The 23,356-nt window shown below is 59.4% G+C and carries 25 protein-coding genes, 1 tRNA gene and 1 pseudogene; 7 read left to right on the top strand and 20 right to left on the bottom strand.

Features of this window, described 5'->3' with window-relative positions:
• Window positions 1-60: 60 nt before the first annotated feature.
• Both dapF and J3P88_RS09375 read right to left on the bottom strand, forming a co-directional pair.
• Window positions 61-864 carry a diaminopimelate epimerase gene (gene dapF, locus J3P88_RS09380; RefSeq protein WP_434574827.1) on the bottom strand — a complete coding sequence of 268 codons (804 nt, stop codon included), beginning with the start codon at window positions 862-864 and terminating at the stop codon, window positions 61-63.
• 112 nt (window positions 865-976) lie between these two features.
• Window positions 977-1,786 carry a helix-turn-helix domain-containing protein gene (locus J3P88_RS09375; RefSeq protein WP_434576395.1) on the bottom strand — a complete coding sequence of 270 codons (810 nt, stop codon included), beginning with the start codon at window positions 1,784-1,786 and terminating at the stop codon, window positions 977-979.
• Window positions 1,787-1,902: 116 nt separating this feature from the next.
• On the opposite strand from J3P88_RS09375, the gene J3P88_RS09370 reads away from it, so the two are divergent.
• Entirely contained in the window at window positions 1,903-2,232 is a 330-nt protein-coding gene (locus tag J3P88_RS09370) for a DUF2834 domain-containing protein (protein ID WP_434574825.1), read from the top strand.
• Between the two features lie 40 nt (window positions 2,233-2,272).
• On the opposite strand, the gene J3P88_RS09365 is transcribed toward J3P88_RS09370, so the two are convergent.
• Window positions 2,273-3,433: a PDZ domain-containing protein gene (locus J3P88_RS09365; protein ID WP_186707241.1), complete on the bottom strand. Its 1,161-nt coding sequence runs from the start codon at window positions 3,431-3,433 to the stop codon at window positions 2,273-2,275.
• 202 nt (window positions 3,434-3,635) lie between these two features.
• Here J3P88_RS09365 and J3P88_RS09360 point away from each other — a divergent pair, with 202 nt between their 5' ends.
• Entirely contained in the window at window positions 3,636-4,751 is a 1,116-nt protein-coding gene (locus tag J3P88_RS09360) for a S1C family serine protease (protein WP_434574822.1), read from the top strand.
• Window positions 4,752-4,785: 34 nt separating this feature from the next.
• Here the strand turns inward: J3P88_RS09360 and J3P88_RS09355 are convergent, their stop codons facing one another.
• A complete protein-coding gene (locus tag J3P88_RS09355) occupies window positions 4,786-5,346 on the bottom strand; it encodes a GNAT family N-acetyltransferase (RefSeq protein ID WP_434574820.1) in 561 nt (186 codons plus the stop codon).
• A 49-nt stretch (window positions 5,347-5,395) separates the two neighbouring features.
• A complete protein-coding gene (locus J3P88_RS09350) occupies window positions 5,396-5,977 on the bottom strand; it encodes a hypothetical protein (protein ID WP_186707238.1) in 582 nt (193 codons plus the stop codon).
• A 189-nt stretch (window positions 5,978-6,166) separates the two neighbouring features.
• On the opposite strand from J3P88_RS09350, the pseudogene J3P88_RS09345 reads away from it, so the two are divergent.
• A pseudogene (locus J3P88_RS09345) lies at window positions 6,167-6,301 on the top strand (DMT family transporter); the annotation flags it as partial.
• 16 nt (window positions 6,302-6,317) lie between these two features.
• Here J3P88_RS09345 and J3P88_RS09340 read toward each other — a convergent pair.
• The 5 genes from J3P88_RS09340 to J3P88_RS09320 all read right to left on the bottom strand — a co-directional run bounded on the left by J3P88_RS09340 (window position 6,318) and on the right by J3P88_RS09320 (window position 8,732).
• Window positions 6,318-6,959 (bottom strand): helix-turn-helix domain-containing protein, encoded by a 642-nt coding sequence (locus tag J3P88_RS09340; RefSeq protein ID WP_434574818.1) that lies wholly within the window; start codon window positions 6,957-6,959, stop codon window positions 6,318-6,320.
• Window positions 6,956-7,288 carry a type II toxin-antitoxin system HigB family toxin gene (locus tag J3P88_RS09335; protein WP_434574816.1) on the bottom strand — a complete coding sequence of 111 codons (333 nt, stop codon included), beginning with the start codon at window positions 7,286-7,288 and terminating at the stop codon, window positions 6,956-6,958. Before J3P88_RS09335 ends, J3P88_RS09340 begins: the two co-directional genes overlap by 4 nt.
• Window positions 7,289-7,446: 158 nt before the next feature.
• The gene (locus J3P88_RS09330; protein WP_186707235.1) at window positions 7,447-7,674 is read right to left on the bottom strand and encodes a zinc ribbon domain-containing protein; all 228 of its coding nucleotides are present in this window, start codon (window positions 7,672-7,674) and stop codon (window positions 7,447-7,449) included.
• Window positions 7,675-7,834: 160 nt separating this feature from the next.
• Window positions 7,835-8,317, bottom strand: coding sequence for a nuclear transport factor 2 family protein (locus tag J3P88_RS09325; protein WP_434576392.1), 483 nt, complete (start codon window positions 8,315-8,317; stop codon window positions 7,835-7,837).
• Between the two features lie 325 nt (window positions 8,318-8,642).
• Window positions 8,643-8,732, bottom strand: a tRNA-Ser gene (locus tag J3P88_RS09320).
• A 307-nt stretch (window positions 8,733-9,039) separates the two neighbouring features.
• Here J3P88_RS09320 and J3P88_RS09315 point away from each other — a divergent pair.
• The 3 genes from J3P88_RS09315 (at window position 9,040) to J3P88_RS09305 (ending at window position 11,915) form a co-directional block, all read left to right on the top strand.
• Window positions 9,040-9,729, top strand: coding sequence for a crotonase/enoyl-CoA hydratase family protein (locus J3P88_RS09315; RefSeq protein ID WP_434574813.1), 690 nt, complete (start codon window positions 9,040-9,042; stop codon window positions 9,727-9,729).
• 356 nt (window positions 9,730-10,085) lie between these two features.
• Window positions 10,086-10,808: a 1-acylglycerol-3-phosphate O-acyltransferase gene (locus J3P88_RS09310; RefSeq protein ID WP_186707232.1), complete on the top strand. Its 723-nt coding sequence runs from the start codon at window positions 10,086-10,088 to the stop codon at window positions 10,806-10,808.
• 135 nt (window positions 10,809-10,943) lie between these two features.
• Window positions 10,944-11,915, top strand: coding sequence for a magnesium and cobalt transport protein CorA (locus J3P88_RS09305; RefSeq protein WP_434574811.1), 972 nt, complete (start codon window positions 10,944-10,946; stop codon window positions 11,913-11,915).
• 83 nt (window positions 11,916-11,998) lie between these two features.
• Here J3P88_RS09305 and J3P88_RS09300 read toward each other — a convergent pair whose 3' ends face one another.
• From J3P88_RS09300 to J3P88_RS09290, 3 genes are all read right to left on the bottom strand, one after another.
• Window positions 11,999-12,733 (bottom strand): amidotransferase, encoded by a 735-nt coding sequence (locus J3P88_RS09300; RefSeq protein WP_186707230.1) that lies wholly within the window; start codon window positions 12,731-12,733, stop codon window positions 11,999-12,001.
• A gap of 88 nt (window positions 12,734-12,821) precedes the next feature.
• Window positions 12,822-14,966 (bottom strand): 3-hydroxyacyl-CoA dehydrogenase NAD-binding domain-containing protein, encoded by a 2,145-nt coding sequence (locus J3P88_RS09295; protein WP_434574809.1) that lies wholly within the window; start codon window positions 14,964-14,966, stop codon window positions 12,822-12,824.
• Between the two features lie 24 nt (window positions 14,967-14,990).
• Window positions 14,991-16,196 carry an acetyl-CoA C-acetyltransferase gene (locus tag J3P88_RS09290; protein WP_434574807.1) on the bottom strand — a complete coding sequence of 402 codons (1,206 nt, stop codon included), beginning with the start codon at window positions 16,194-16,196 and terminating at the stop codon, window positions 14,991-14,993.
• Window positions 16,197-16,807: 611 nt separating this feature from the next.
• On the opposite strand from J3P88_RS09290, the gene J3P88_RS09285 reads away from it, so the two are divergent.
• Window positions 16,808-17,620 carry a c-type cytochrome gene (locus tag J3P88_RS09285; RefSeq protein WP_434574805.1) on the top strand — a complete coding sequence of 271 codons (813 nt, stop codon included), beginning with the start codon at window positions 16,808-16,810 and terminating at the stop codon, window positions 17,618-17,620.
• Window positions 17,621-17,747: 127 nt separating this feature from the next.
• Here J3P88_RS09285 and J3P88_RS09280 read toward each other — a convergent pair whose 3' ends face one another.
• The 7 genes from J3P88_RS09280 to J3P88_RS09250 form a co-directional block, all read right to left on the bottom strand.
• Complete coding sequence (locus J3P88_RS09280; protein WP_186707226.1) at window positions 17,748-18,551, bottom strand: transglutaminase family protein; 804 nt, start codon at window positions 18,549-18,551, stop codon at window positions 17,748-17,750.
• Window positions 18,548-19,498, bottom strand: a complete 951-nt coding sequence (locus tag J3P88_RS09275) for an alpha-E domain-containing protein (RefSeq protein WP_186707225.1) — start codon at window positions 19,496-19,498, stop codon at window positions 18,548-18,550. The genes J3P88_RS09280 and J3P88_RS09275 overlap by 4 nt, the downstream gene beginning before the upstream one ends.
• 9 nt (window positions 19,499-19,507) lie before the next feature.
• A complete protein-coding gene (locus J3P88_RS09270; protein WP_434574803.1) occupies window positions 19,508-20,917 on the bottom strand; it encodes a circularly permuted type 2 ATP-grasp protein in 1,410 nt (469 codons plus the stop codon).
• A gap of 500 nt (window positions 20,918-21,417) precedes the next feature.
• A complete protein-coding gene (locus J3P88_RS09265) occupies window positions 21,418-21,759 on the bottom strand; it encodes a ribonuclease E inhibitor RraB (RefSeq protein WP_003179463.1) in 342 nt (113 codons plus the stop codon).
• 201 nt (window positions 21,760-21,960) lie between these two features.
• A complete protein-coding gene (locus J3P88_RS09260; RefSeq protein ID WP_186730199.1) occupies window positions 21,961-22,197 on the bottom strand; it encodes a hypothetical protein in 237 nt (78 codons plus the stop codon).
• Window positions 22,198-22,335: 138 nt separating this feature from the next.
• Window positions 22,336-22,941 (bottom strand): START domain-containing protein, encoded by a 606-nt coding sequence (locus tag J3P88_RS09255; protein ID WP_434574800.1) that lies wholly within the window; start codon window positions 22,939-22,941, stop codon window positions 22,336-22,338.
• A 53-nt stretch (window positions 22,942-22,994) separates the two neighbouring features.
• Window positions 22,995-23,249, bottom strand: a complete 255-nt coding sequence (locus J3P88_RS09250) for a YkgJ family cysteine cluster protein (RefSeq protein ID WP_186707222.1) — start codon at window positions 23,247-23,249, stop codon at window positions 22,995-22,997.
• Window positions 23,250-23,356 lie beyond the last annotated feature (107 nt).

Here is a 23,356-nt window from a genome sequence, read left to right as displayed (position 1 = left end):
TTGATTTAATGATGCACAACGTCCTGCAAATATCAGTATCAGGGTTTAAACACCACCCACTCAACCTTGACTCATCGTTCCCGAAAAACTTTCCTCCACCGGCCCGATAAGAACGACCGCACCCACGCCATTCCACTGAACCGTTACGCTTCCGCCATCACATTCAACCTCGACGGTGCTGTCCAACAAACCACGACGGATGCCGTTAACAACCGCACCACACGAACAGGACCCCGACCCCTGCGCAATCCCTGCACCGCGCTCCCAGATGCGCAACCGAATATGCGTGCGATCAATGATCTGGACGAAATGAACGTTGGTCTTGAGCGAAAACAGGGCGTTGGTTTCGATGGCCGGGCCGATCGTCGCGATATCAACGCTGGCCAGATCATCGACAAAATAAGTGCAGTGCGGATTACCCATGCTGCACGCGGCGGGACTGCCGGCCAGTGGCAAGGCGGCGGTGTCCAGTGCTTGCGCTAAAGGAATGTCCGACCAGCCGAAAAGCGGCACGCCCATGGCGACGGAAATGTCGCCGGTTGGAGTACGCTCGCAAGTCAGCAGACCGCGGTTGGTGCGCAGTACCAGCGAAGTAGCATTTGCTTCGCGCATCAGCAGATCCGCCGCTCCTCGCGTCGCGCTGCCGCAAACATCCAGCGGGGAGCCATCTGCGTTCCAGAACATCACCCGCGCATCGGCATCGTCGCAATCGAGCAACACCGCGAGCTGGTTGAAGCCCACGCCCCGGTTCCTATCGCCCATACGCCGGGCCAGGGCACTTGTCACTGGGCTGGCTGCATTGCGCGAGTCGACAATAATGAAGTCGTCGCCATTGGCATGCATCTTATGAAAGCTCAGTGGCATGCAAACGCTCTGCTGGAGATGGAATTACCGTAGTAAAAATTGCAGGTTGCCTGAGCGTTCCGGACATACAACATGATTCGATTGAGTGACGGTTGCATGTATTCATCCTTGATCAGTCTGAGTGTTGCGTCTTCTTATATGCCGTCGTCATGACCTCCCAAGTTCTAGTGTCGGCAGGAATCAGATGCTCGATACGCAATGAGCTCATCGTGATATCGAGCGGCATACCGAAGGTGGTGAACGTCGACATGAACCTCAGCTCCCCCTGGGAAGAGTCGACTCGCGTCAGCAGCAGCGGAGGCAGTTCGTTAGCCAGCGCAGCGCTGTGTGGGGCCGGCAGGCTCTTCAGGATCTCAGCCAGCGCCGGATTACTCAAGGCTTCCCTGGATGCGCGCTGCCAAGCCACTAACCTTATTTCCTCGGCGTTACTCAAATGATCGCCCAAGCCGCCGGGTTGCAGCAGTGTCACCAACAGGTTAAGCCCCTCTGCCGCTTCTCTGGCAAGCCCCACCAGATCGAACAAGACTCCCGCGCTGGCGTTGGCGGCAAGGATGTCCCATTGAGCATCCAAGACAATTGCTGGGGCGGGGTTATTGGCGTGAAGGATGTGATCAATGGCAGCACGCACCACCTCCATTGTCGATGATGTGAGCGGCGTCGTTTCGTAGCGAGGGGCGTAGCCGCTAGCGAGGAAGATGTCATTGCATCGTTCCAAAGGTACATCCAGGGCAGTCAATAAGTTATGCAGGGTGCCGGGACTTGGCTTCGCGCGTCCCGTCTCGATGCAACTGAGGTGACGCTGAGATAGCCCTGTCATCAGCGCGCAGTCCAACTGACTCAGCCCGGCCTGTTGGCGCAAGTGACGCAGTTGGGCACCGGCCGAGGTTGGCGGCGTTGTTCGAGAGAAAGGTCGACTGGTCATCCGTTGACTCTGGCATTGCGGGTGAACGGCGTCGATGACCTCAGAGGTCATTGAAACCATGACGGTCAAATCACTAGCCTACCTCCCTGATCAACGAACTTGTCCAGGGAGGCAACTTGAAGAAACCTTACATCGCACTGGTGACATTGCTGCTTTTTTCCGTGTACACGGCGAGTACTTTGTTTGTCGCCGAGCAATCGCTCCTGGCGTTCGGCCTCGGGCTCATGTCGCGCCCAGACACCGCGCAGGTTGTCATCGATCTTTATCTACTCGCTTGCATGGCCTGCGTCTGGATGTACCGGGACGCACGTTCGAAAGGCCGGTCGCTCACATCGCTGCTGCCTTACTTCCTGATCACGGCCATCTTCGTATCAGTCGGTCCGCTGTTGTACATCGTCGTCAACGGATTTGGACACCAACCGTCGCTGACAGGTACTCATGATTAGCCAGTTCCTCAACTCATGCACCGCAACGGACAATCACAGCTCACGGCCAATCAACAAGCACCGCTTTCGGATCCCCCTGACGCATCTGGGCCAGTTCAGCATCCGCCTTGGCTTGCGTCGCGTGGCAGAACTCGAAGGCGTTCTGGGTCTTGCCGGTCGGCCCCTTGGCTTCGGCCATGCACACCACGGCGCCCGGTGTGCAAACGGCGCTGTTGAGTTTGAAATCACCCCAAACGCCGGGCTGTTCCTGCTTCACCTTGGCGATGTAGCTTTTGAGCGAGGGTTGCATGTCGCTCGCGGCACCGGCAATCAATTTGACCGGGCTGACCGCAGCGCCGTACGTATGCTGGGTGGACAGTACGGCGGTGCAATACATGGCTGCGGCCGGGACCACCGCCGTGGCACCGTTGGCCATCACCGTAGGTGTCATCGCGACTTGCGTCCCACCAGGCCCCACCAGAACCGGAACGATGCTAAACGCGTTGTTTCGCCAGACCTTCAGGTTCACCCGCGAGCCGATTGGCGCTTTGGCAACGGCCACCCTGAAATCGATTGAATCGGCGATAAGCCCGTTATCCACGGCCACGATCACGTCTTGAGGCAAGATCCCGGCCTGTTGCGCACCGCTGCCCGGAACAGTCCCCTGCACCACAACTCCGGCGGGAGGCGCTGACAGCGCCATCGCCCGCTTCGGATCGATGGTCTCGATGCTGGCGCCGATCCTGCCGCGAGGTAAATTGGCCGGCTGGCAGCCTTTTTCAAGCCAGACCTGGCTGGCCGCTTCTTTTCGAGCCGTGGCGACCTGCTTCAGGATGGGCTCAGCGCTCGCCTGGTACATCGGCACCTCGCTGAGGGACATTTCGATGTATTCGCAAGATTTGGAGCGATACCGGTCAGGCGTTTCCCGGGTCACCAGCTTTTGCAAGTCAATGGGTGGCAAGCCTTGGGGGGCGGCAACGGTGGAGGTTGCGGGGGAGACGCTGGCAGAGTCCGCACTGGCAACCGATGAGACCACGTAGGCACCGGCCGCAAGGCCTGCTGCACTGGTCATCATGCTGGTATCGACGCCTCCCATGGGCAGCAGCATCGCACCGACTACCGCCGCCTCACCGAGACCGCCATCAGAGGCACAGCCAGCCAAGGCAGTGAGCGAAAGTGCAACGGCAAGCCTGGTGCTTGATTTCAAGGCAGATGCGGACATTTCGCTACTCAGTGATTGATTCGAGTGGATCGTGCCGCATCATGGCAAAGTGCCTTTCAGTTGTATATCGAATGCACATTTGCCCAGATGCCACCCGTCTCAATCACCACGGCAGCGAAGTGCCTGGTTGAGGTTGGACAGGATGATGGCCAAATAGTACCTTGCCTGGACCTGCCTAAACGCCACGACCTCAGAGAAGCCCATGTCGACAAAATGCCTTGCCGCACTACTGGTGCTCTCCCCTCTCCTGGCGTCTTGCGTCAACCCGATGTACAGCTCCGCCGAGCGAGCCGAAACGGCGGAATACCTGCGCAAGGTCAAAGATCCGGCGACCTACTACGCCATGGATTGTGAAACGTTCCTGGCGACCAAACAGGGCTGGGAAAAGCATCCGAGCATGGCGGGCGACCCCGTTAACCTGGTGATCCAACAAGTCGCCAGACAACGCGATTGTTCAGCCGGTAGCGCTCCAGCACCAGTTGCCGCTGCGGTGTCACCGACGCCCGGGATGTCCGCGACAATGCCCGCATCGGAACCTAATCAGTCTGGGGGCTTGGGCCTGCACATCACCAGCGTTACACCGGCGGTGGCTCAGCAATTTGGCTTAGCCGCAACCAGCGGCGTATTGGTCGTGAGGCCAGTGCCAGGAACAGGCGCGGAAAAAGCCGGCATGTTGGCCGGCGATATCGTTTTGCAAATTGCCGGGACTCCGGTCAACAGCCCTGCCGAGCTGACCGCTGTCGCCAGTCGTATTCGACCTGGCTTCGCGGCGCCGTTGAAGGTGTGGCGCAACCGGGCCCCCATCGACGCGTTGGTGGAAATAGGCGACTCATCGGGCTTGGCACCCTCGGTAGCGCTTGCACCTGCGGCAGCCGACGCGCCGACGCGCCCCCTCGCCGCTCCCGTGACATCGCCAGCAAGCAATAGCGCGACCCATACTTCGTTCTGTTTTGCCTTGTTCGAGGCCAGACAAGTCCAGGGGCTGAGCGACTATCCATCAAGGGGCCTCATCACCGCCGTCTGGCAAGGCCCGGCACTGAGCGGCACACCCGCTCGGCTCGCTATGCCGGAGTTCCAGGCATTCACTCGGTCCCAAGGCTACGACGTGAAAATGCAACCGATGTTTTGCCAGCCAATCGGTGCCAGCGAACAGTGCCAGGCACTGGGGTCGGAGAGTTTCATGCTGACCGAGCGCAGCTTTACCGCGATGATCAATTGCACAGAAACCTTGCAGGGCGTGGAAACAACGCGGGGTCTACTGTTTAAACAGTGGCCTTATCTGCAGACCACCGCGTGGCGTCCGTTGGCGAGTCAGTAACTGTCTCGATGGGTGGCTCTGGCCGGCGCGGGAATCAGATGTTCGATGAAGCTTTCGCTTTAAGCCACGCCTCACGCGTCATTTCCCAGACGTCTTTAAGCAACGGCCCACAGACAAATTCCCCCTGCTGCGTCCCGATCATGCGCATGCCTTCGCGCTCCGACACCCTGCGCGAAGCCAGGTTGCCCACGGCCTTGGGCACCTGCATGACGGGGCGTTCCAAGGTTTCGAACCAATAGGCATTGATCGCCTGGCACGCCTCGCGCATATAGCCTTTCCTCTGCCACTGCGGCGCCAGCCAGAAACCACGGTTGTTGCCTGGCTGATCGTAGAGGCTGATGCTGCCGATACCCTGTGCCGGGTCCTCGGCAATACGGATCATCCAGTGCCACTCGCGCCCGGCGGCGACAGCGGGGAGCGCATGGTCGCGCACATAGGTCAGCGCGCCGTCATCCGGGTACGGCCAGGGCACGCGGCTGTCCAGGTAACGGACCACTTCCCAGTATGGGAATAATCGTTGAATCGCCGGTGCATCCGCCAGTTCAAGGGGGGTGAGGATGAGGCGGCAGGTTTGGAACGTGGGGATAGGGTCCATGATGAAGATTCCTTTTCAAACGTTATGGCGTCCTTGAAAAGTTTTCACGCTACAAGTTATCCGTGATCCTGCACAGCTTGCTGTCCTCCAAGGATAAAGGGGGAAGCTCGGTCGTTTTCACGGACAGTTGCTTGAGGGTGACCGTGCACTTGAAGCGCCCCGCAGCCTCCAGTTGGTAATCCGCCCCTGCTTTAGGGACAAAGCGGAACATGTTGTAGCATTGAGCACCGATGTAATGAAAAGCGATGGGCTGTCCGGCAGGCACCAGCAGCTCAGTCATTACCGTGGAAGATGAATGTTTGTCGTCGTCTGGCATGCCCAGTCGTTCGCCGTTGCGATTGGCGTAGCCATCCCGGAACGCCACCATGACGCCCGCGCCCGGCAGGCGGAAGTCCACACAATCGGACTTGGGTACGGCCCTGACCATGCCATCGCTGATCACCCGCAAGCGTGCGGTCTCGCCACCGTCAGGCGTGGAATAAGGGGTGGAGAAAGAGCGGACATCCGACAGCGCTCCGCAGCCGGTGAGCAGCGTCAATAAGATGAAGTTCAAGGCATGTCGCAGGACGCGGGAGGTAGTGCCCGGGCAAATATCAGCCTGGGAGATGAGGGGGTGTGGCGATTGGCTCACGATGATGCTCCATGCGGGTCAGATATCCAGGGCCAACAACGGTCAAGAGGAACGCGATGTCAGCGCGAGATTTTATAGAGGGTTCAGGGATTGGCTGCAATAGTCGACGTACCGGGGCGCACGCCTGATGATCCAGGCCCACTCAAACCTCATCACCGGATTGGCCCTCGCCGTGGTCGCGACGCTGAGCTGGGCTTGTGGTTTCATCATCGGCTGCCGACACTTCTGGAGATGTCAGGTCTTGCGGCTGTGCTGGTTGGGGTGGTCATGGGGGTGCGGATCATCCTCAACTCGCGTGGATCGACAACCAACGCCGCCCCTTGATCAGCAGATGATTGCCCTACCCCTTGTCCAGCCCTTTGGCTGTCTTTCTGCGACCCTTCGAAGTCACCACTTTGTATTCACCGGAACCGGCCTCTTCCACTGAATATGCGGTCAGGGCGTCCTCGTGCAAAACGTAATGGGTGGAAGTTTTACTGACAGGAAGAGGGACAGTTTCGATATGAGCGGCCACCTTTGCAGAGGCCGCTGGCAAGAAAGCACTCGGCTCCAGCGCAAACCGCTCTGCCAGCGCGTACGCCATCTTGTGACTGATCGGCCGATCTCCATTGAGCACCTTGGACACCGCCGTTTTATCACCGATTTCAGGGAGGTCTGAACCGGTGAGCCCGAGCGTCTCCATCAAGTCCTTGATCAACTGCACAGGCGTGCAGCTCGCCTCAAAGGCGGCATTCGATTCGCGAAACTGGTCAGAATCGCACTGATAGGCCAGGATTTCGTCCTCGAGCTCAACGAGAATCCTCTCCTCGGTCCTGCTCAGCTCGCGCCCGTCGGTAAGCGCATCGAGCAGGGCCGTCGCACGCGCATAGTCGGCAGGGGTCTTGATGCCATGCACAAACTCACCGCGCAGGCGATCCAGTACGGCGTGTAGCTCGCCAAGCGTCGCGATCACGGTTTGAAAGTCGTTCCGGGCTGCGCTCATCGTCTTACCCCTTTATTTCTTGCATACCAGCTGTTGGCAACGTCGTAATCGGCATGCGTGTAGATGTGTTTGACGTAGAACTTCTGCCGGGCATAGTTGACGCCGCCTATCACCCTGAGATTATTGCCGCCTACGTCGATCACCACCCAGTTCATTGCCGCTCTGGGCTTGAACAAGTCGACACCGTGCGTACCGAATAGCTTTTGCAGGTCGGCGAACGCCTTGGGGCGCGCCATCCTCAGAATGCGCAGGCATCGATCAAGCCCGGCCTTGTCGTTGGGGTACAAAATCGCAGCGTCGTCAAAACGTGATGGCGTGAGTATATCCATGGGCTTCCTTGTCTTTGAGCCGATGGTACTCTGGTTGTGTTTTTTCACAACTCCATTTTATTGGCGATGGCGGGACTCATGCTGTGGCGAGCCGGCGATTTGGCCGGAAGCATTGGGCCAGATGAGCCAGGACATAAGCCAGCGATCACGGAGACCGATCACCGTAAGATCAACACCGCCGCCACCGCAATCACGGCCACCACGCCAAAGACCATCCGCGCGACCCACGGCGCGGTGAGCCAGACGCCGGTTACCCCGGCAATCTGCCCCACGTTCTTCTCGGTCAGGCGGAAACTCGGCTCCCGGAAAGGATTGCCGCAATGTGGACAGGCGTAGGCCTTGTCGGAAATTCGGGATGCGCATTCAGGGCAATCGATCAGACTCATTGCGTGACCTCAGGAAGAGACGAACTTGGGGTACTGACAAAGACCATGCCTTTCCGGTTTTTGTTCTGAGTCGAGTGAACCTTTTGAAAAGCACACGACGGAAAAGCGAACTGCTTCACAGCCAACAAGATAGCCCAACGCAATTGTTTCGGCCGAACCGCTACTGTGCAGGTTTTACGCGCCGGATAAGGTCGTCCAGCACGTAGGTGTCCAGAAAGGCTGTGACTTCAATGATCTGAGCATTCTTGAAGGTCATGTGCCACAGGTAGGTGTTGTTGTAGGGCTTGTGATCAAGCGCCGTGGCTGTTCCGTCCCACATCACAACCACGACATCATCCTGAGCAACGATGTTCTGCACCGTGGGGACAATCGGTGTTGCCAGCCGAGCGGTAATCGACCGCACGACATGGGCCAGCTCAGCCTTGTTGTTATAGACACCAGAAACAGGACTCGTCCCGGCCACGGTCCATTTCGCATTGGGCGCCAGCAGATCGAATACCGTGCCTTTGCCTTGTTGCCAATTCGCGAAGGCCTGGCGGACCAGATCCGTATTGGCGTTTTGAATAGGTTCCGAAGCCCAGACGTTACTCGTGACAAACACTAAAGACAGGGCAAGAGCCTGGACGCGCCAAGCCAAATTCATCCATATGGTCATGATGTTCTCTCACAGCAATGCAGTTGATAGGACGCTCTTCCAAGAGAACCTTAACGGCGTGTGCCCAGAAACCTTTGCCCGATACTGCTGTGAGGTTGCCCGATGCTGTTCAGTGGCGAGGCCACTGTGCGAGCTTGCTCGCGATAGCGGTGGATCAGTCACATGGATGTATGGCCGTCATCGCGAGCAAGCTCGCTCCCACAGGGCCAGTGCTTATTCCTGGATATTCCACGCGCCTTGCGTATTTTTCAGACGGCAGAAACCACAAAACCCCTGGTTTCTTGGAAACCAGGGGTTTTGTGTGTATCGAATGTGGCGGTGAAGGAGAGATTCGAACTCTCGATACAGTTTCCTGTATACACACTTTCCAGGCGTGCTCCTTAAGCCACTCGGACACTTCACCGTATCTCGCTAAACTGTTCAGTCTGTCGAGGCGCGCTAATGTAGTCGAAAGCTTTTCCGATGGCAAAGGTTTTTTTCAGAATTTTCATGCGGTTAAGCTTCGTCGGGCATTAAAACGCGCCTGGGCAGGGCAAACCGGCCAATCTTCGGGGCTACGTAGGTACTGCTCTATAGAGGAAGGCGTGGCGGGATGGGCGGGCCAGGCTGTTTGCGAGGTTAGGGGCTGACCGGTGAGTCAGTCACGGCGCTTTACCTGGCCTTCGGCGGTGGGTAACGTCTGCGACACTTCTCTTACAAGGAATAGCGTCATGAGCGACTTGATTGCCTACCATCTCGAAGACGGTATCGCGACCCTGACCTTGAACAACGGCAAGGTCAATGCCATCTCGCCGGATGTGATTGCCGCGTTCAACGCAGCGCTGGACAAGGCGACGGCGGATCGGGCGGTGGTGATCATTACCGGGCAGCCGGGGATTTTGTCGGGTGGTTACGATTTGAAGGTGATGACTGCCGGTCCCAAGGAAGCGGTGAGCCTGGTCACGGCCGGCTCGACACTGGCCCGTCGCCTGCTGTCGCACCCCTTCCCTGTCGTTGTCGCTTGCCCTGGGCATGCGGTGGCCAAGGGTGCGTTCCTGCTGCTGTCGGCGGATTACCGCATTGGTGTTGAAGGCCCGTTCAGCATTGGCCTGAACGAAGTGCAGATTGGCATGACCATGCACCATGCCGGTATCGAACTGGCCCGTGATCGCCTGCGCAAGTCGGCGTTCCACCGTTCGGTGATTAACGCCGAGATGTTCAATCCCCAAGGCGCCGTGGATGCCGGTTTCCTCGACAAGGTGGTGTCGGCCGAAGAGCTGCAGGGCGCAGCCCTGGAAGCAGCGCGTCAGCTGAAAAAAATCAATATGTCAGCCCACAAGAACACCAAGCTGAAAGTTCGCAAGGCGCTGCTGGAAACGCTGGACAGTGCGATTCTGCTGGATCAGGAGCATATGGGCTGACGCTCACAAATCACTCAAACATCATTGTGGCGAGGGAGCTTGCTCCCGCTCGGCTGCGCAGCAGTCGTAAAAAACTGCCAGCCGTTTTTCCTGATGCACCGTGTGGAATGGTCTGGGCTGCTGCGCAGCCCAGCGGGAGCAAGCTCCCTCGCCACGGATTTAAGCCCCTCCCCTAGCGTTGGGCTTTTTCCTACATGGGCCGCTTAAAAATCTCCAACCGCTCTAGGACGCTTCTGGCGCACTACTTAGAAACATGCGCTTAAACATCGTCCATTTCCTACCTCTATAGGGGCAATTGCTGAAAACAGTGCACGTCCGTACACTGCGCCACCTTTTGTCCCGATGGGGCCCTGTAGATGCTGTTTGTATTGCGTATGTTGTTGATGGGCCTGCACTTTGTCCTGGCGGGTGTGCTTGGGGTGATTCTGGGCCTGTGCCGGCCGTTCAATCCGGACAACAGTCGTTTATGCGCCAGGCTGTACGCGTTGCCGGCCATGTGCATTTTGCGCCTGCGGGTCCGGACGCAGGTCGACACGCTGGTGAATAAGCCCAACGGCTGCGTGATCATCGCCAATCACCAATCCAACTATGACCTGTTCATGTTCGGCAACGTGGTGCCGCGCCGTACCGTGTGCATTGGCAAGAAGAGCCTGAAATGGGTGCCGCTGTTCGGGCAGTTGTTCTGGCTGGCGGGCAATGTGTTGATCGACCGCGGCAACGCGATCAAGGCGCGACAATCGATGCTGACCACCACTCATACGTTGCAGCATGAGGACACGTCGATCTGGGTCTTCCCGGAAGGCACGCGCAACCTGGGCGAGGACCTGCTGCCCTTCAAGAAAGGTGCATTCCAGATGGCAATCGCCGCTGGGGTCCCGATTATTCCGGTGTGCGTCAGCAGCTACATCAAGCACATGCGCCTCAATCGCTGGCGCAGCGGTGACATTCTCATACGCTCGTTGCCGGCAATTCCTACGGCCGGATTGAGCATGGATGACATGCCCCGGCTCATCGCCGAATGCCGCGAGCAGATGCGCGAATGCATCGCGACCATGGACCGGCAGTTGCAAGCCGCGTGAATGGAAAACCCGCCCTACGGCGGGTTTTCTTTTACCGCCGAACTCCGCAGATTTCATTGACTCTCAAGCAACAGGGCACGTTAAGCTGAACGCTGCCTGCCACTGCCATTTTCCAATAAGAAGTGAACCACCATTATGGGTAGAGTCGTTGCCGCTGCGGTTTACAGTGCCGGTAAGAAAGTCACCAATATCACCCTCGACGAAGGCAGCACGTGGGCTGCCAAACCGGGTCACTTTGTGTGGATCGGTCTCGAAGAGCCCAGCACGCTGGAGCTGACCAACCTGCAGCGTCAATTCAACCTGCACGAACTGGCGATCGAAGACGCCATGGAAAAACACAGCCGCCCCAAGCTGGAGACCTTTGGCGATGCGTTGTTCATCGTCACGTATTCGCCAATACGCAAGGACGGCAAGCTGGAGTTCATCGAAACCCATATCTTTGCCGGTAAGGGCTACATCATCACCGCTCGCAACGGTCATTCCGCGTCCTACGCCTACGTCCGACAGCGTTGTGAGGCACGTCCGCTCTTACTGAAACATGGGGAAGATTTTGTCCTCTACGCCATCCTTGATTTCGTGATTGAGAACTACCAGCCGGTGGGTGAAGCCATTCATGCCGAAATCGACGAGCTGGAACGTAACGTGTTGTGCAGCTCCCTGAACGAGCGGGATATCCAGAACCTGCACAGCTTGCGCCGCGACGTGTTGCGCCTGCGTCGCTATGCAGCCCCCATGGTGGAAATCAGCGAAGAGCTGCAGCGACTCGACTTCCCCTTCATCGACAAGAACATGGGCCCGTACTTTCGCGATGTGCAGATTCACGTGACGCGGCAAATGGAAGACCTGGCGACCCTGGCCGACATCGCCAGCCAGACCATCGAAGTCGGCGTGCTGCTCGAAGCGTCGCGCCAGAGCGTGGTGCAACGCAAGTTCGCCGCTTGGGCGGCGATCCTGGCGTTTCCCACAGCCGTAGCCGGGATCTATGGGATGAACTTCGAAAATATGCCGGAGTTGACCTGGCACTATGGGTATTTTCTGGTGCTTGGATTCATCGGGGTGGGGTGCACCGCTTTGTGGGCGAGTTTCAAGCGGTCGGGGTGGTTGTAGGCGAGCATCATCCGGTGGGATTTGTGTGGCGTCCATCGCGAGCAGGCTCGCTCCCACATTAAGTCCTGCTCAGCGTGTGACCTTTAGGCTTGGCTGGTTTCAACCTGCGGCTTGTGCGCCACAAAACGCATCATCCACTCCGCCACTGTGGTGCCGTGGTGCTCATGGGCCAGGCTTGCCACGCCCTGGCTGTAGATCTGCTCGCCGAGGTGTTGCTGGCGAATCTCCAGCAAGGCCCGGGAGTAATCGTGGATGAACTCCGGGTGGCCCTGGAAGCACAGCACCTGGTCGTTGATGTGGTAGGCGGCGAAGGGGCAGAAATCGCTGGAGGCGATGACGGTCGCGCTTTCGGGCAGTTCGGTGACCTGGTCCTGATGGCTGATCAGCAAGGTCAGTTCTTCCATCACCGGGCTCATCCACGGCGCCTTGGCGGCGAGTTTGTAGCGATGGGTGCCAACGCCCCAGCCTTGGGTAGCGCGCTCGGTCTTGCCGCCCAGCAACAACGCCAACAGTTGATGACCGAAGCACACACCGAGCAATTTGTCGCCGCGCTGGTAGCGCTCCAGCAGGTAGGTCTTGAGGGTTTGAATCCAAGGGTCGGTGCCAAAGGAGTCCGCCTTGCTGCCGGTCACCAGGTAAGCATCGAACGCCTCGTCATCGCTGGGGTAATGCCCCTCCATCACGTTGTACACGATGAATTCGGCCGCGATGGGCTGCTGTGAAAAAAGCCGCTGGAACATCTGCCCGTAACCCTGATATTGGTCGACCAGTTCAGGACGCAGGATATCGGTTTCCAGAATGCAGATGCGTAGCGACATAAAAAATACCTGACACGTGATGGGAATATTGCACACCCCAGAGCCTGCCTTGAAACACGGTCCCAAGGCAAGCCCCTTCCCTGGTTTGTCAGAACAGTTCGTGCCGGGCGGCTTTCTCCAACAACAAGGCCGGCGGTGAGAAGCGTTCGCCGTATTGCTCGGCCAGGTACTGGGCACGACCGATAAAGTCCGGCAGGCCGTATTGGTTGATGAATTGCAGCGCACCACCGGTCCAGGCCGCAAAGCCGATGCCAAGGATCGAGCCGACGTTGGCGTCGGCCGTCGAGGTCAGTACGCCCTCCTCCACGCAGCGCACGGTTTCCAGGGCCTGGATGAACAGCAGGCGATCCCGGATATCCTGCGGGGAAATCTGCCCGTCGACTTTCTCGAAGCGGCTCTTTAACTGTGGCCACAGATACTTTTGTCCAGTGGCCGGGTATTCGTAGAAGCCGGCGCCAGCGGACTTGCCCGGGCGCTTGTATTCGTTGAGCAGCAAGTCAATTACGGCGAACGCCGGATGCTCAGTCGGCGTTTTCCCTTCTGCACGCAGGTCCTTGGCGGTTTGCGTGCGGATATGGCTCATCAGGCCGAGGGAAACTTCGTCAGAGATCGCCAGAGGTCCGACCGGCATTCCGGCCTTGCGCGCTTCGGTCTCGATCATCGGCGCGCTCACGCCCTCGCCGAGCATGGCGATGCCTTCACTGGTAAAGGTGCCGAATACCCGCGACGTGAAGAAACCGCGACTGTCGTTGACCACAATCGGCGTCTTGTTGATCTGCAGGACAAAATCGAAACCCCGGGCCAAGGTCGCGTCACTGGTATGAGCGCCCCTGATGATCTCCACCAGGGGCATTTTTTCCACTGGGCTGAAGAAGTGCAGGCCGATGAACTTCGTCGGGTCCGGCACGGCCATGGCCAGGCCGGTGATAGGCAAGGTCGAGGTGTTGGAAGCGATCACCGCATCATCTCCCGACACTGCCTGGGCGGCGGCCGACACGCTGGCTTTCAGGGCTCGATCTTCAAATACCGCTTCGATGATCAAGTCGCAACCGGCCAGGTCCGCGTTGCTGTCGGTAGGGTGAATCCGCGCCAGCGTGGCTTCGCGCTGCTCGGCAGTGAGTTGTCCGCGGGCGATCTTTTTATCCAGCAACGCCGCCGAACGGGCCTTGCCCTTCTCGGCTGCCGCCAGATCGACATCTTTCAGCACCACCGCAATGCCGGCCGCGGCGCTAACATAAGCAATACCTGCCCCCATCATGCCCGCACCGAGCACGCCGACTTTTTTCGTCAGATATGGCGCCAAACCTTGTGGGCGAGAGCCGCCGGCCTTGATCTCGTTGAGCTGGAACCAGAAGGTGCCGATCAGGTTCTTTGCCACCTGGCTGGTGGTCAGTTCGGTGAAGTAGCGGGTTTCGATCAGGTGGGCCGTGTCGAAATCCACCTGGGCGCCCTCCACCGCGGCGCAGAGGATCTTCTCCGGTGCCGGCAGGCAGCCCTGGGTCTTGTTGCGCAGGATCGAGGGGGCGATTGCCAACATTTGCGCGACTTTCGGGTCGGACGGCGTGCCGCCCGGCAGCCGATAGCCCTTTGCGTCCCAGGGTTGCACGGCGCTGGGGTTGGCGAGAATCCAGGCCCGGGCCTTGGCCAGCAGTTCGTCACGATCCTTCGCCAGCTCATCGATCAAACCCGCCTGCAGCGCTTGTTGCGCATTGACCTTCTTGCCCTCGAGCAGGTAGGGCAAGGCCTTTTCCAAGCCGAGCAGGCGCACCATCCGCACCACCCCGCCGCCGCCCGGCAACAGGCCGAGGGTGACCTCCGGCAAACCGAGCTGCACCGATGGCAGGTCCAGCGCCACACGATGATGGCAGGCCAGGCAGATCTCCCAGCCACCGCCAAGGGCCGCGCCATTGATGGCCGCCACCACGGGCTTGCCCAGGGTTTCCAAGGCACGCAGGTGCGCCTTGAGCAGCAGGACCATTTCATAAAAAGCCTTGGCCTCGGGCTTGCCGACCTTGACCAGCTCGTTGAGGTCACCACCGGCAAAAAACGTGTGCTTGGCCGAGGTGATGATCACACCGGCAATCGAGTCCTTTTCAGCCTTCAAACGGGCGACGCAAGCGGCCATGGCCTCGCGGTAGCGCGCGTTCATGGTGTTGGCGCTCTGGCCCGGCATGTCCAGGGTCAGGACGACGATCCGGTCCTGGCCGGTTTCGTAACGGATGGCATCGGTCATGAAAGGTGTTCCTTGAAGTCGGGCTCAGAGGCGTTCGATGACGGTGGCAATGCCCATGCCGCCGCCGACACAGAGGGTCGCCAGGCCATAGCGCAGGCGACGCGCTTCCAACTCGTCGAGCAACGTGCCCAGGATTGCGCAGCCGGTGGCTCCCAAGGGATGTCCCAGGGCGATGGAGCCACCGTTGACGTTGACCTTGGCGGGATCGATGGCCATGTCCCGGATGAATTTGAGCACCACCGAGGCGAAAGCTTCGTTGACTTCGAACAGGTCGATGTCCTCCACCCGCAGCCCGGCCTTGGCCAGGGCCTTGCGGGTGGCCGGTGCCGGGCCGGTGAGCATGATGGTCGGGTCGGTGCTGGTGACGGCCGTGGCGACGATTCGCGCCCGGGGTTGCAGGCCCATGGCGCGCCCCTTGGCTTCGGAACCGATCAACATCAGCGCCGCACCGTCGACGATGCCGGAACTGTTGCCCGGCGTGTGCACATGATTGATTCGCTCGACATGGCTATACACCCGCAGCGCCGTGCCATCGAAGCCCATCTGGCCCATGGCTTCGAAACTCGGCTTGAGCTTGCCCAGGCCGTCGAGCGTGGAGTCGGCGCGGATGAATTCGTCGTGGTCCAGCAGCACGATGCCATTCTGGTCCCGCACGGCAACCAGGGATTTATCGAACGAACCGTCAGCCCGGGCGCGCGCGGCTTTTTGCTGGGAATGCAGTGCATAACCGTCGACATCCTCGCGGCTGAAGCCTTCCAGGGCGGCGATCAGGTCGGCGCCGATGCCCTGGGGTATGAAATGGCCGTGCAGGTTGGATTGAGGGTCCAGCGCCCACGCACCGCCATCGCTGCCCATGGGCACCCGGGACATGGATTCGACGCCGCCGGCCACCACCAGGTCTTCGAACCCGGAACGCACTTTCATGGCCGCCAGGTTCACCGCTTCCAGGCCCGAGGCGCAAAACCGATTGAGTTGCACGCCGGCCACACTGACATCCCAATCGGCCACCAGCGCAGCCGTCTTGGCGATATCGGCGCCCTGCTCGCCCACCGGCGTCACGCAACCGAGCACGATGTCGTCGACCTGGCTGGTGTCCAGGTCCATACGCTGCTGCAAGGCACTGAGCAGGCCGCCCATCAGGTTCACCGGCTTGACGCTGTGCAAGGCACCATCGGCCTTACCCTTTCCGCGAGGGGTGCGTAATGCGTCGAAAATCAAAGCTTGGGTCATGACCATCCTCGAAACCACGGGCGTAATGCGATGCCTCAACCATAAGCCCAGCGGCGCCGGATTCAATGACCACAGCGCTCAATGACGTTGACGACCACGCTCAGACGAACGGTAGCGAGCTATCGGGTTAACCGTTTCAGGAGGGCAAGCTGTCTAGCAAAAGGCCCAGCAGGAAGGTGGCAATCCGCCTCATATCATTTTTATAGCCACGAGCTAAAAGCTGATACGAATTGGATCTAAGCCAAGGCGGCCGCGGCCCCTAATGTAATCCTTGTACAAGTAAGTCGTCGGGTTTTGCCGAGGCGCTTGTCGGAACAGGAAGTGCACCACCAGCCGTCATGGATATGCAGGCTGGTTTTTAGGAAATAACAAAAAAGGCGGGTCAGCCATGTTCAAACAATCGAAAGTTCGCCAAGCCGGACTCATTCTCTTTGCCACGACGCTGCTGTTGATTTTGCCGAATATCACCAAGGTGATTGGCTGAAACCCTGCGCGTGGGCACCTGCATCATCCAATGCGTTGTATCGCCAAAAAATGTGATGGGTTCACTGTTCGAGCTGCGATGGCTGTGCCAACCTTCGCGGCTCCCCTCGACATGGAAGGCGACCGATTTGAAAGCTCTCATTGTGTTCGGGGCGTTGCTGCTCAGCTCGCCCCTTTATGCCGCGCAACTGGTGCTGGAGTTGGGCGCGAGCACGCGCACCTGGCAAACCGAAGAACTGCTCAAGCACCCGGATGCGCGGACGGTCCAGATTGCCGAGGACGTTTCCTACAAGAAACCCATGAGTTATCGAGCGGTGCCACTGACTTCACTCCTGACGGGTATCCAGCCGGACGACCATCTGCAAGCTGTTGCCCTGGACGGCTTCGCTGCCGAAATGCCCGCGGCGCCACTCCTCGGCAAGAGCGGAGCCCGTGCCTGGCTGGCGATCGAGGACCCGGCCAAGCCTTGGCCGTCGCTGGGGGAAGGCAAGTCCAGCGCCGGGCCTTTTTATCTGGTCTGGACCGATCCGCAGGCGGGTCAGATCAGCCCGGAACAATGGCCCTACGCGGTGGCGAGCATCAAGCGCCTGTCGGCCGTGGCTGAGCGCTTCCCGGCCCTGCTGCCGGCGCCCAACCTGGCCAAGGACGACCCGGTCAATAAAGGTTTCGAGCTGTTTCAGAAAAACTGCCTGGCGTGTCATCGGCTCAATGGCGCCGGCGATGCGCAGTTCGGTCCTGACCTGAACATTCCGTTCAACCCCACCGAATACTTCTCCGGGGATTTCCTCAAGCGCTACATCCGCGACCCGCAAGGCCTGCGACGCTGGCCACAGGGAAAAATGCCCGGGTTCTCCACAGCGGTGCTGCCGGACTCAGAGCTGGATTTGCTGGTGGGTTATTTGAAGCATATGGCGGGACGCAAGCAGCCAGCGGCCCCTTGAGATCGCTTTTTTGTGGCGAGGGAGCTTGCTCCCGCTGGGCTGCGTAGCAGCCCTTATAAAGCTTGCGAGCGCTTCGCACTCGAGCGGGAGCAAGCTCCCTCGCCACAGAAGCTCGCTCATTAGATGATCATTGTTGTTGCACCGTGATCACCGGCGCCGCTGTCACCACCAGCTTGGCGTGCATCTGCTCGCAACCGCCGCCGCGGCGCATGCCTCGCACCGGGCAGGCGTCCAGGTAATCCAGGCCCACGGCCAGTTTCAGGTGCCGCTCCGGACGGGCCAGTTGGTTGGTCACGTCAAAGCTGTACCAGGCGTCGTCCAGCCAGGCTTCTGCCCAGGCATGGCTCGCCAGGTGTTCGCTTTCTTCGCTGAACAGATACCCCGACACATAACGCGCCGGCACGCCCAGGCTACGCGCGCAGGCTAGGAAGGCGTGGGTATGGTCCTGGCACACCCCGCTACGACCGGCAAAAGCCTGGGCCGCGCTGGTCTCGATTGCCGTCGTGCCAGGGGTATAGATCATGTGCTGGTTCAGCCCCAGCATCAGGTCGATCAGCGCCGTGCGATCGCGACGCTGCTGGCATTGCTGCGCGGCGAAGGTTCGGAGAGCCTCGTCCGCCTCGGTCAGCCGGGTGAAACGCAGGAACGGCAGCGCCGACTGGCTTTCATGTTCGGCTTCGCGCGACGGATCGATATCCACCTGCCCGCGGGCGCCGATGATCACCGTTTCGTGGGGCTCATCCAGGGTCAGTACGTGCAGGATGTTTCCGAACGGATCCAGTTGCGCCCGCACTGGCCGTGGCAAATCAAGCTGCCAGCTCAGCACGTGCTGGCGTTCGCTGTCGTGGGGCGTCAGGCGCAGATATTGGATGCTGGCGCGAACCTGGTCTTCATAGTGGTAGGCCGTTTCGTGGCTGATCGAGAGTCTCATATGACCTCCAGGTAGGAACTGTGAATGGCATTGCCCAGTTCACGGACCAGTGGGATGAATTCGGTGAGCCAGGCATGCAGGCCCCCGTCGAGGATTTCGTTGATGCCGGTGTAGCGCAGGCGTGCGTCCATTTCCGCCGCCAGCCGTTGTGCCTGCCGGCCGTTGGTGCCCGGCAGGCTGGCGAGGATCTGGTTGATTTCTTCAGTGCAGGCGCGCAGCGAGCGCGGCACGTCGGCGCGCAACAGCAGCAACTCCGCCACATGGCGAGCGCCCGGGGCCTCACGGTAGATCTCGGTGTAGGCCTCGAAGGACGACAAGGCCCGCAACAAGGCGCTCCATTGGTAGTACGCGTGAGCCGTGCCATCGCTGACCGCGTCGGCCTGGTCACCGGCCATTTCGTAGCGCGCATCGAGCAAGCGCAGGGTGTTGTCGGCCCGTTCGATAAAGGTCCCCAGGCGAATGAACCGGAACGCGTCGTTCCGCATGATGGTGCCGTAGGTTGCGCCGCGAAACAGGTGCGAGCGCTCCTTGATCCACTCGCAGAAACGGCTCATGCCGTAGCGATTCAAGCCTTGCTCGGCGATACCGCGAATTTCCAGCCAAGTGGCATTGATGTTTTCCCACATGTCGGCGGTGATTCGCCCACGTACCGCGTGGGCACTGGCTCGCGCGGAGCCCAGGCAACTGTAGATGCTGGCCGGGTTGGCCGCTTCCAGGGCAAAGAAATGCAGCAGGCGCTCGGCGTGCAGATCGCCGTGTCGCTCCCGGTAATCGTCCAGCGTGCCGGTGATCAGCAATGGCATGGCCAGTTCGTGCAGGCCGTCGCCACGCCCGTCCTGGGGCATCAACGACAACGAATAGCTCACGTCGAGCATCCGCGCGAGGTTTTCCGCCCGCTCCAGGTAGCGCGACATCCAGTACAGGTCCGAGGCGGTTCTACTCAGCATGGCAGCTCCTCAATCCTCGACCACCCAAGTGTCCTTGGTACCACCGCCCTGGGATGAGTTCACCACCAGGGAGCCCTCGCGCAGCGCCACCCGTGTCAGCCCGCCAGGGACCACGCGGGTCTCGCGGCCGGCCAGCACGAACGGACGCAAGTCGATGTGGCGCGGGGCGATGCCATTTTCGACAAAGGTCGGGCAGGTCGAGAGCGACAACGTCGGCTGGGCGATGTAGGCGTGCGGCTTGGCCTTGATCCGCTCGCGAAAGGCATCGATCTGCGCCGTGGTCGCGGCTGGCCCCACCAGCATCCCATAACCGCCGGAACCCTGGGTTTCCTTGACCACCAGGTCGGGAAGGTTCGCCAGTACGTGGGAAAGTTCAGCGGGATTACGGCACTGCCAGGTAGGAACGTTCTTCAGGATCGGCTCTTCGTCCAGGTAAAAACGGATCATGTCGGTGACGAACGGGTACACCGATTTGTCGTCTGCTACACCTGTGCCGATGGCATTGGCCAGCACCACGTTGCCGGAACGGTAGGAGCACAACAGACCCGGTACGCCGAGCATCGAATCCGGATTGAAGGCCAGGGGATCGAGGAACGCATCGTCGAGGCGACGGTAGATCACATCAACCGCTTTCGGGCCGTCGGTGGTGCGCATGAACACTTTGTCATCCCGCACGAACAGGTCGGCGCCTTCCACCAATTCCACGCCCATTTCCCGGGCGAGGAACGCGTGCTCGAAGAACGCGCTGTTGAAACGCCCCGGCGTCAGCACCACGACGCTGGGGTCGTCCAGTGGGCTGGAGCTTTTCAGGGTGTCGAGCAGCAGGTTCGGATAATGGTCAATGGGGGCGATGCGCTGGGCGGCGAACAGTTCGGGGAACAGGCGCATCATCATCTTGCGGTCTTCGAGCATGTAGCTGACACCGCTGGGCGTACGAAGATTGTCTTCGAGCACGTAGTACGTACCGTCACCGTCGCGCACCAGGTCAACACCGCAAATGTGCGCATAGATGTCACGGTGCAGGTCCAGCCCCTGCATCGCCAGTTGGTATTGCTCGTTGGCCAGCACCTGCTCGGCGGGAATGATGCCGGCGCGGATGATCCGTTGTTCGTGGTAGAGGTCGGCCAGGAACATGTTCAGCGCCTTGACCCGCTGGATGCAGCCGCGCTCCACCACCCGCCATTCGCTGGCCGGAATGCTACGCGGGATCGTGTCGAACGGAATCAGGCGCTCGGTCCCCTGCTCGTCGCCGTACAGCGTGAACGTAATGCCGGCACGATGAAACAACAGGTCGGCTTCGCGCCTGCGTTGCGCCAGCAGCTCGTCAGGCGTGTCGGCCAACCAGCGGGCAAACGCCTGGTAGTGCGGCCGGACCTGGCCGTCGGCGTCATACATTTCATCAAAACCGCTGCGGATCATGCCGTACTCCTTGTCACCCTGGCAGCAAGCTTCGCAAGCCCCGTGCCATCGGCATAAACGCTTTATGATCAACGGGTTGGATTCTCCACTCACAGGCGACGCACTTTTATGGTGCGGCAAATCCCCCAACCCGCTGCCCCCCGCTTCATTGCGACGCAGGGGCGTCGCTTTCATGAGCATAGTCACGGAAAAACGACGCGGCTTGGTCTCGATACAGTTAGGTACAAAACCTGGAGAAGGATGGTGATGAATCAGCGGGAAAGTGATGTTGGTTTGCGGCCGCCATCGCGAGCAAGCTCGCTCCCACAATGGATTATCGGTGAGCCCCCCTGTGGGAGCCGAGCTTGCTCGCGATGGCGTCGGCACATTCAACATGGATGCAAGCTGGCCCACCGTCATCGCGAGCAAGCTCGGCTCCCACAGGAGTTTATTGGCGGCTAGCAGACATGAAAACGGCCGACACAAAGGTCAGCCGTTGCTGTGGTTGCGGTAAGTGATTGTCAGGCCTGCAGGCGCCGGATCTCTTGCTTGACGCCCCACCCTTCGATCACACCACCCAAAGGTTCGACGACGGCCTCGAAGTCTTGCTCGAAGTCGCCAATATCATCGTAAGTGGCGTACATCACCCGGCTCAGTTCCAATGACCAAGCCCCGTCGTCCCGTGCACTGATCTGCGCGTTCAACGACTCTCCCCGAAAATGACCTGCCGCCCTGCGCGCCCGCTCCTCGTCCGGGAAAATGGCGTAGAACTCAATGGGATGGAATCGGGAAAAATCGAAACCGCCTTCTTTCATGCGGCGCAATACGCTGGTGCTGATGTCTTCTTGATAGGCTGTGCTCATGAAACGTCCTCCTAAAACCGATGGATAGACTTTCCGTCTTCCCGTGCGTGAAGCCCGTAGGCTGCAAGCGATACGGCATCAAATGACCGTCGGGACACAAGCATGTAGCTGACAAGACCGGACCTTGGCGATCCTTTCGCTGATCTCAATTGCAGAGTAGCCGCAAGTGATGGCCACTGCCAAGCGAGACCTGGCAAGGTTTCATGAAATGGGTGTAATGCTGACGATTTCGATACTGTTCTGGGACTTGAGATTCTTGACCGTCGGGTCTTCGGTGCGGTTCTCCAAGTCGTTCATATCCAGCTTGTTGAGCACTGGAAGCAACCTTTCGCGAATCAGTTGGGCAGCCTGCTCCATGGTGGGCTTCTGGTCATAGTCGAACTGCTCGACGGTGGTTTCACCGTGATCGTCAATGAAAGTGATTTCCCACTTTTGCATCAGTGTCTCCTTGATCAATTCAGGGCCGGGCTTACCTCTATCTCGACATTGGCGGTGGAACAATCGTTCCGCTGGGTGCTCGGACGGCACACATGAAAAGACCGCCTCGAGGGCGGTCTTTTCATCAGCGAATACTGTTTATTTTTCAGCGAGCTCTTTCAACGCTTTCAATGTATTGAACGGCGCATCCACCACGAACTTGTTGGCCACCATGGACGGTACGCTACCACCCGGCTCGGTATGGACTTGATAGGTCACTTCGACCTGGCCGTCCTTGGGAATGAACTTCCAGAAACCCTCGACCTTGGTCACACGCACAAAACCCTTCTCCTCTGGCAAGTACCCAGGTAAGCCCTCGAGCTTGCGGGTCAAGCTGCCATCGGCGCCCTCCTCGGTCGTGACTTTCAGCACCGAGTCCCGGGGCGTCACCGGCCATGGCGTGTTGAATTGGGTGTAAGTCCAGCTCTTGTCGCCTTCGTGCTTGAGCAGTTTCTGGCTCTTGCATTCATGAATCCAGGCGCAGGCGCCCGCTACGTCCTCTTGCAAGCTGCGCAGCTTGGCCATGGTGGTTTTCATCACTGTCACGCCGCGATAAGCCTTGTACTCGGAGCCCGCTACTTCACTGAGGGAAACCTTGATGCCGTCCTTCTCCTTGGCAACCTGCCAATCCTCTGCCTGAGCGGTGGCCGTTGCCAGCAACACGGTCAACCCACACAACACAGCCATACGATGCAGCGAACCCATAGTGTTTTCCTTATTGTCCAAGTTCGTTCATTTCGGATCCGTTCATTGCCCCATCACGCTGCCGTGACTTGCTCCCACCAACCGATCAAGCGGATGGCCTCTTCACTGCTGTCGCCGCACACCTCGATGTCGGCTTCGAACGCCGAGCATACCGCCGGGCGCTCCGACTGGCCGAAGATCTGGCACAGGTTATCGACGGACAATTGCACGCACCGTTCTCCCGCAGGCTTGCCTTGGGGCATCCCAGGGATAGGCGAACTGATAGAGGGGGCGATGCAACAGGCACCACAGCCTTCACGGCATTTCACGACAACCACATCCTCGCGACAGGTAATGATGAATAACAGAACACAGAGTAACGGCTAAAACACTCGTTTTAAATTACCGTCTGCGTGTTTTTTTGCCCTTGGCGAAA

The sequence above is a fragment of the Pseudomonas sp. Z3-6 genome (assembly GCF_051131985.1).
GTDB lineage: Bacteria > Pseudomonadota > Gammaproteobacteria > Pseudomonadales > Pseudomonadaceae > Aquipseudomonas > Aquipseudomonas zanjanensis.
This window is presented reverse-complemented; position numbering and strand designations above follow the sequence as displayed.

What these genes read in the sequence shown, in the direction of transcription:
- dapF (WP_434574827.1), bottom strand. Translation starts at nt 864, where the DNA reads ATGCCACTGAGCTTTCATAAGATGCATGCCAATGGCGACGACTTCATT.
- J3P88_RS09375 (WP_434576395.1), bottom strand. Translation starts at nt 1,786, where the DNA reads ATGACCAGTCGACCTTTCTCTCGAACAACGCCGCCAACCTCGGCCGGT.
- J3P88_RS09365 (WP_186707241.1), bottom strand. Translation starts at nt 3,433, where the DNA reads ATGTCCGCATCTGCCTTGAAATCAAGCACCAGGCTTGCCGTTGCACTT.
- J3P88_RS09360 (WP_434574822.1), top strand. Translation starts at nt 3,636, where the DNA reads ATGTCGACAAAATGCCTTGCCGCACTACTGGTGCTCTCCCCTCTCCTG.
- J3P88_RS09355 (WP_434574820.1), bottom strand. Translation starts at nt 5,346, where the DNA reads ATGGACCCTATCCCCACGTTCCAAACCTGCCGCCTCATCCTCACCCCC.
- J3P88_RS09340 (WP_434574818.1), bottom strand. Translation starts at nt 6,959, where the DNA reads ATGAGCGCAGCCCGGAACGACTTTCAAACCGTGATCGCGACGCTTGGC.
- J3P88_RS09335 (WP_434574816.1), bottom strand. Translation starts at nt 7,288, where the DNA reads ATGGATATACTCACGCCATCACGTTTTGACGACGCTGCGATTTTGTAC.
- J3P88_RS09330 (WP_186707235.1), bottom strand. Translation starts at nt 7,674, where the DNA reads ATGAGTCTGATCGATTGCCCTGAATGCGCATCCCGAATTTCCGACAAG.
- J3P88_RS09325 (WP_434576392.1), bottom strand. Translation starts at nt 8,317, where the DNA reads ATGAATTTGGCTTGGCGCGTCCAGGCTCTTGCCCTGTCTTTAGTGTTT.
- J3P88_RS09315 (WP_434574813.1), top strand. Translation starts at nt 9,040, where the DNA reads ATGAGCGACTTGATTGCCTACCATCTCGAAGACGGTATCGCGACCCTG.
- J3P88_RS09310 (WP_186707232.1), top strand. Translation starts at nt 10,086, where the DNA reads ATGCTGTTTGTATTGCGTATGTTGTTGATGGGCCTGCACTTTGTCCTG.
- J3P88_RS09305 (WP_434574811.1), top strand. Translation starts at nt 10,944, where the DNA reads ATGGGTAGAGTCGTTGCCGCTGCGGTTTACAGTGCCGGTAAGAAAGTC.
- J3P88_RS09300 (WP_186707230.1), bottom strand. Translation starts at nt 12,733, where the DNA reads ATGTCGCTACGCATCTGCATTCTGGAAACCGATATCCTGCGTCCTGAA.
- J3P88_RS09295 (WP_434574809.1), bottom strand. Translation starts at nt 14,966, where the DNA reads ATGACCGATGCCATCCGTTACGAAACCGGCCAGGACCGGATCGTCGTC.
- J3P88_RS09290 (WP_434574807.1), bottom strand. Translation starts at nt 16,196, where the DNA reads ATGACCCAAGCTTTGATTTTCGACGCATTACGCACCCCTCGCGGAAAG.
- J3P88_RS09280 (WP_186707226.1), bottom strand. Translation starts at nt 18,551, where the DNA reads ATGAGACTCTCGATCAGCCACGAAACGGCCTACCACTATGAAGACCAG.
- J3P88_RS09275 (WP_186707225.1), bottom strand. Translation starts at nt 19,498, where the DNA reads ATGCTGAGTAGAACCGCCTCGGACCTGTACTGGATGTCGCGCTACCTG.
- J3P88_RS09270 (WP_434574803.1), bottom strand. Translation starts at nt 20,917, where the DNA reads ATGATCCGCAGCGGTTTTGATGAAATGTATGACGCCGACGGCCAGGTC.
- J3P88_RS09265 (WP_003179463.1), bottom strand. Translation starts at nt 21,759, where the DNA reads ATGAGCACAGCCTATCAAGAAGACATCAGCACCAGCGTATTGCGCCGC.
- J3P88_RS09260 (WP_186730199.1), bottom strand. Translation starts at nt 22,197, where the DNA reads ATGCAAAAGTGGGAAATCACTTTCATTGACGATCACGGTGAAACCACC.
- J3P88_RS09255 (WP_434574800.1), bottom strand. Translation starts at nt 22,941, where the DNA reads ATGGGTTCGCTGCATCGTATGGCTGTGTTGTGTGGGTTGACCGTGTTG.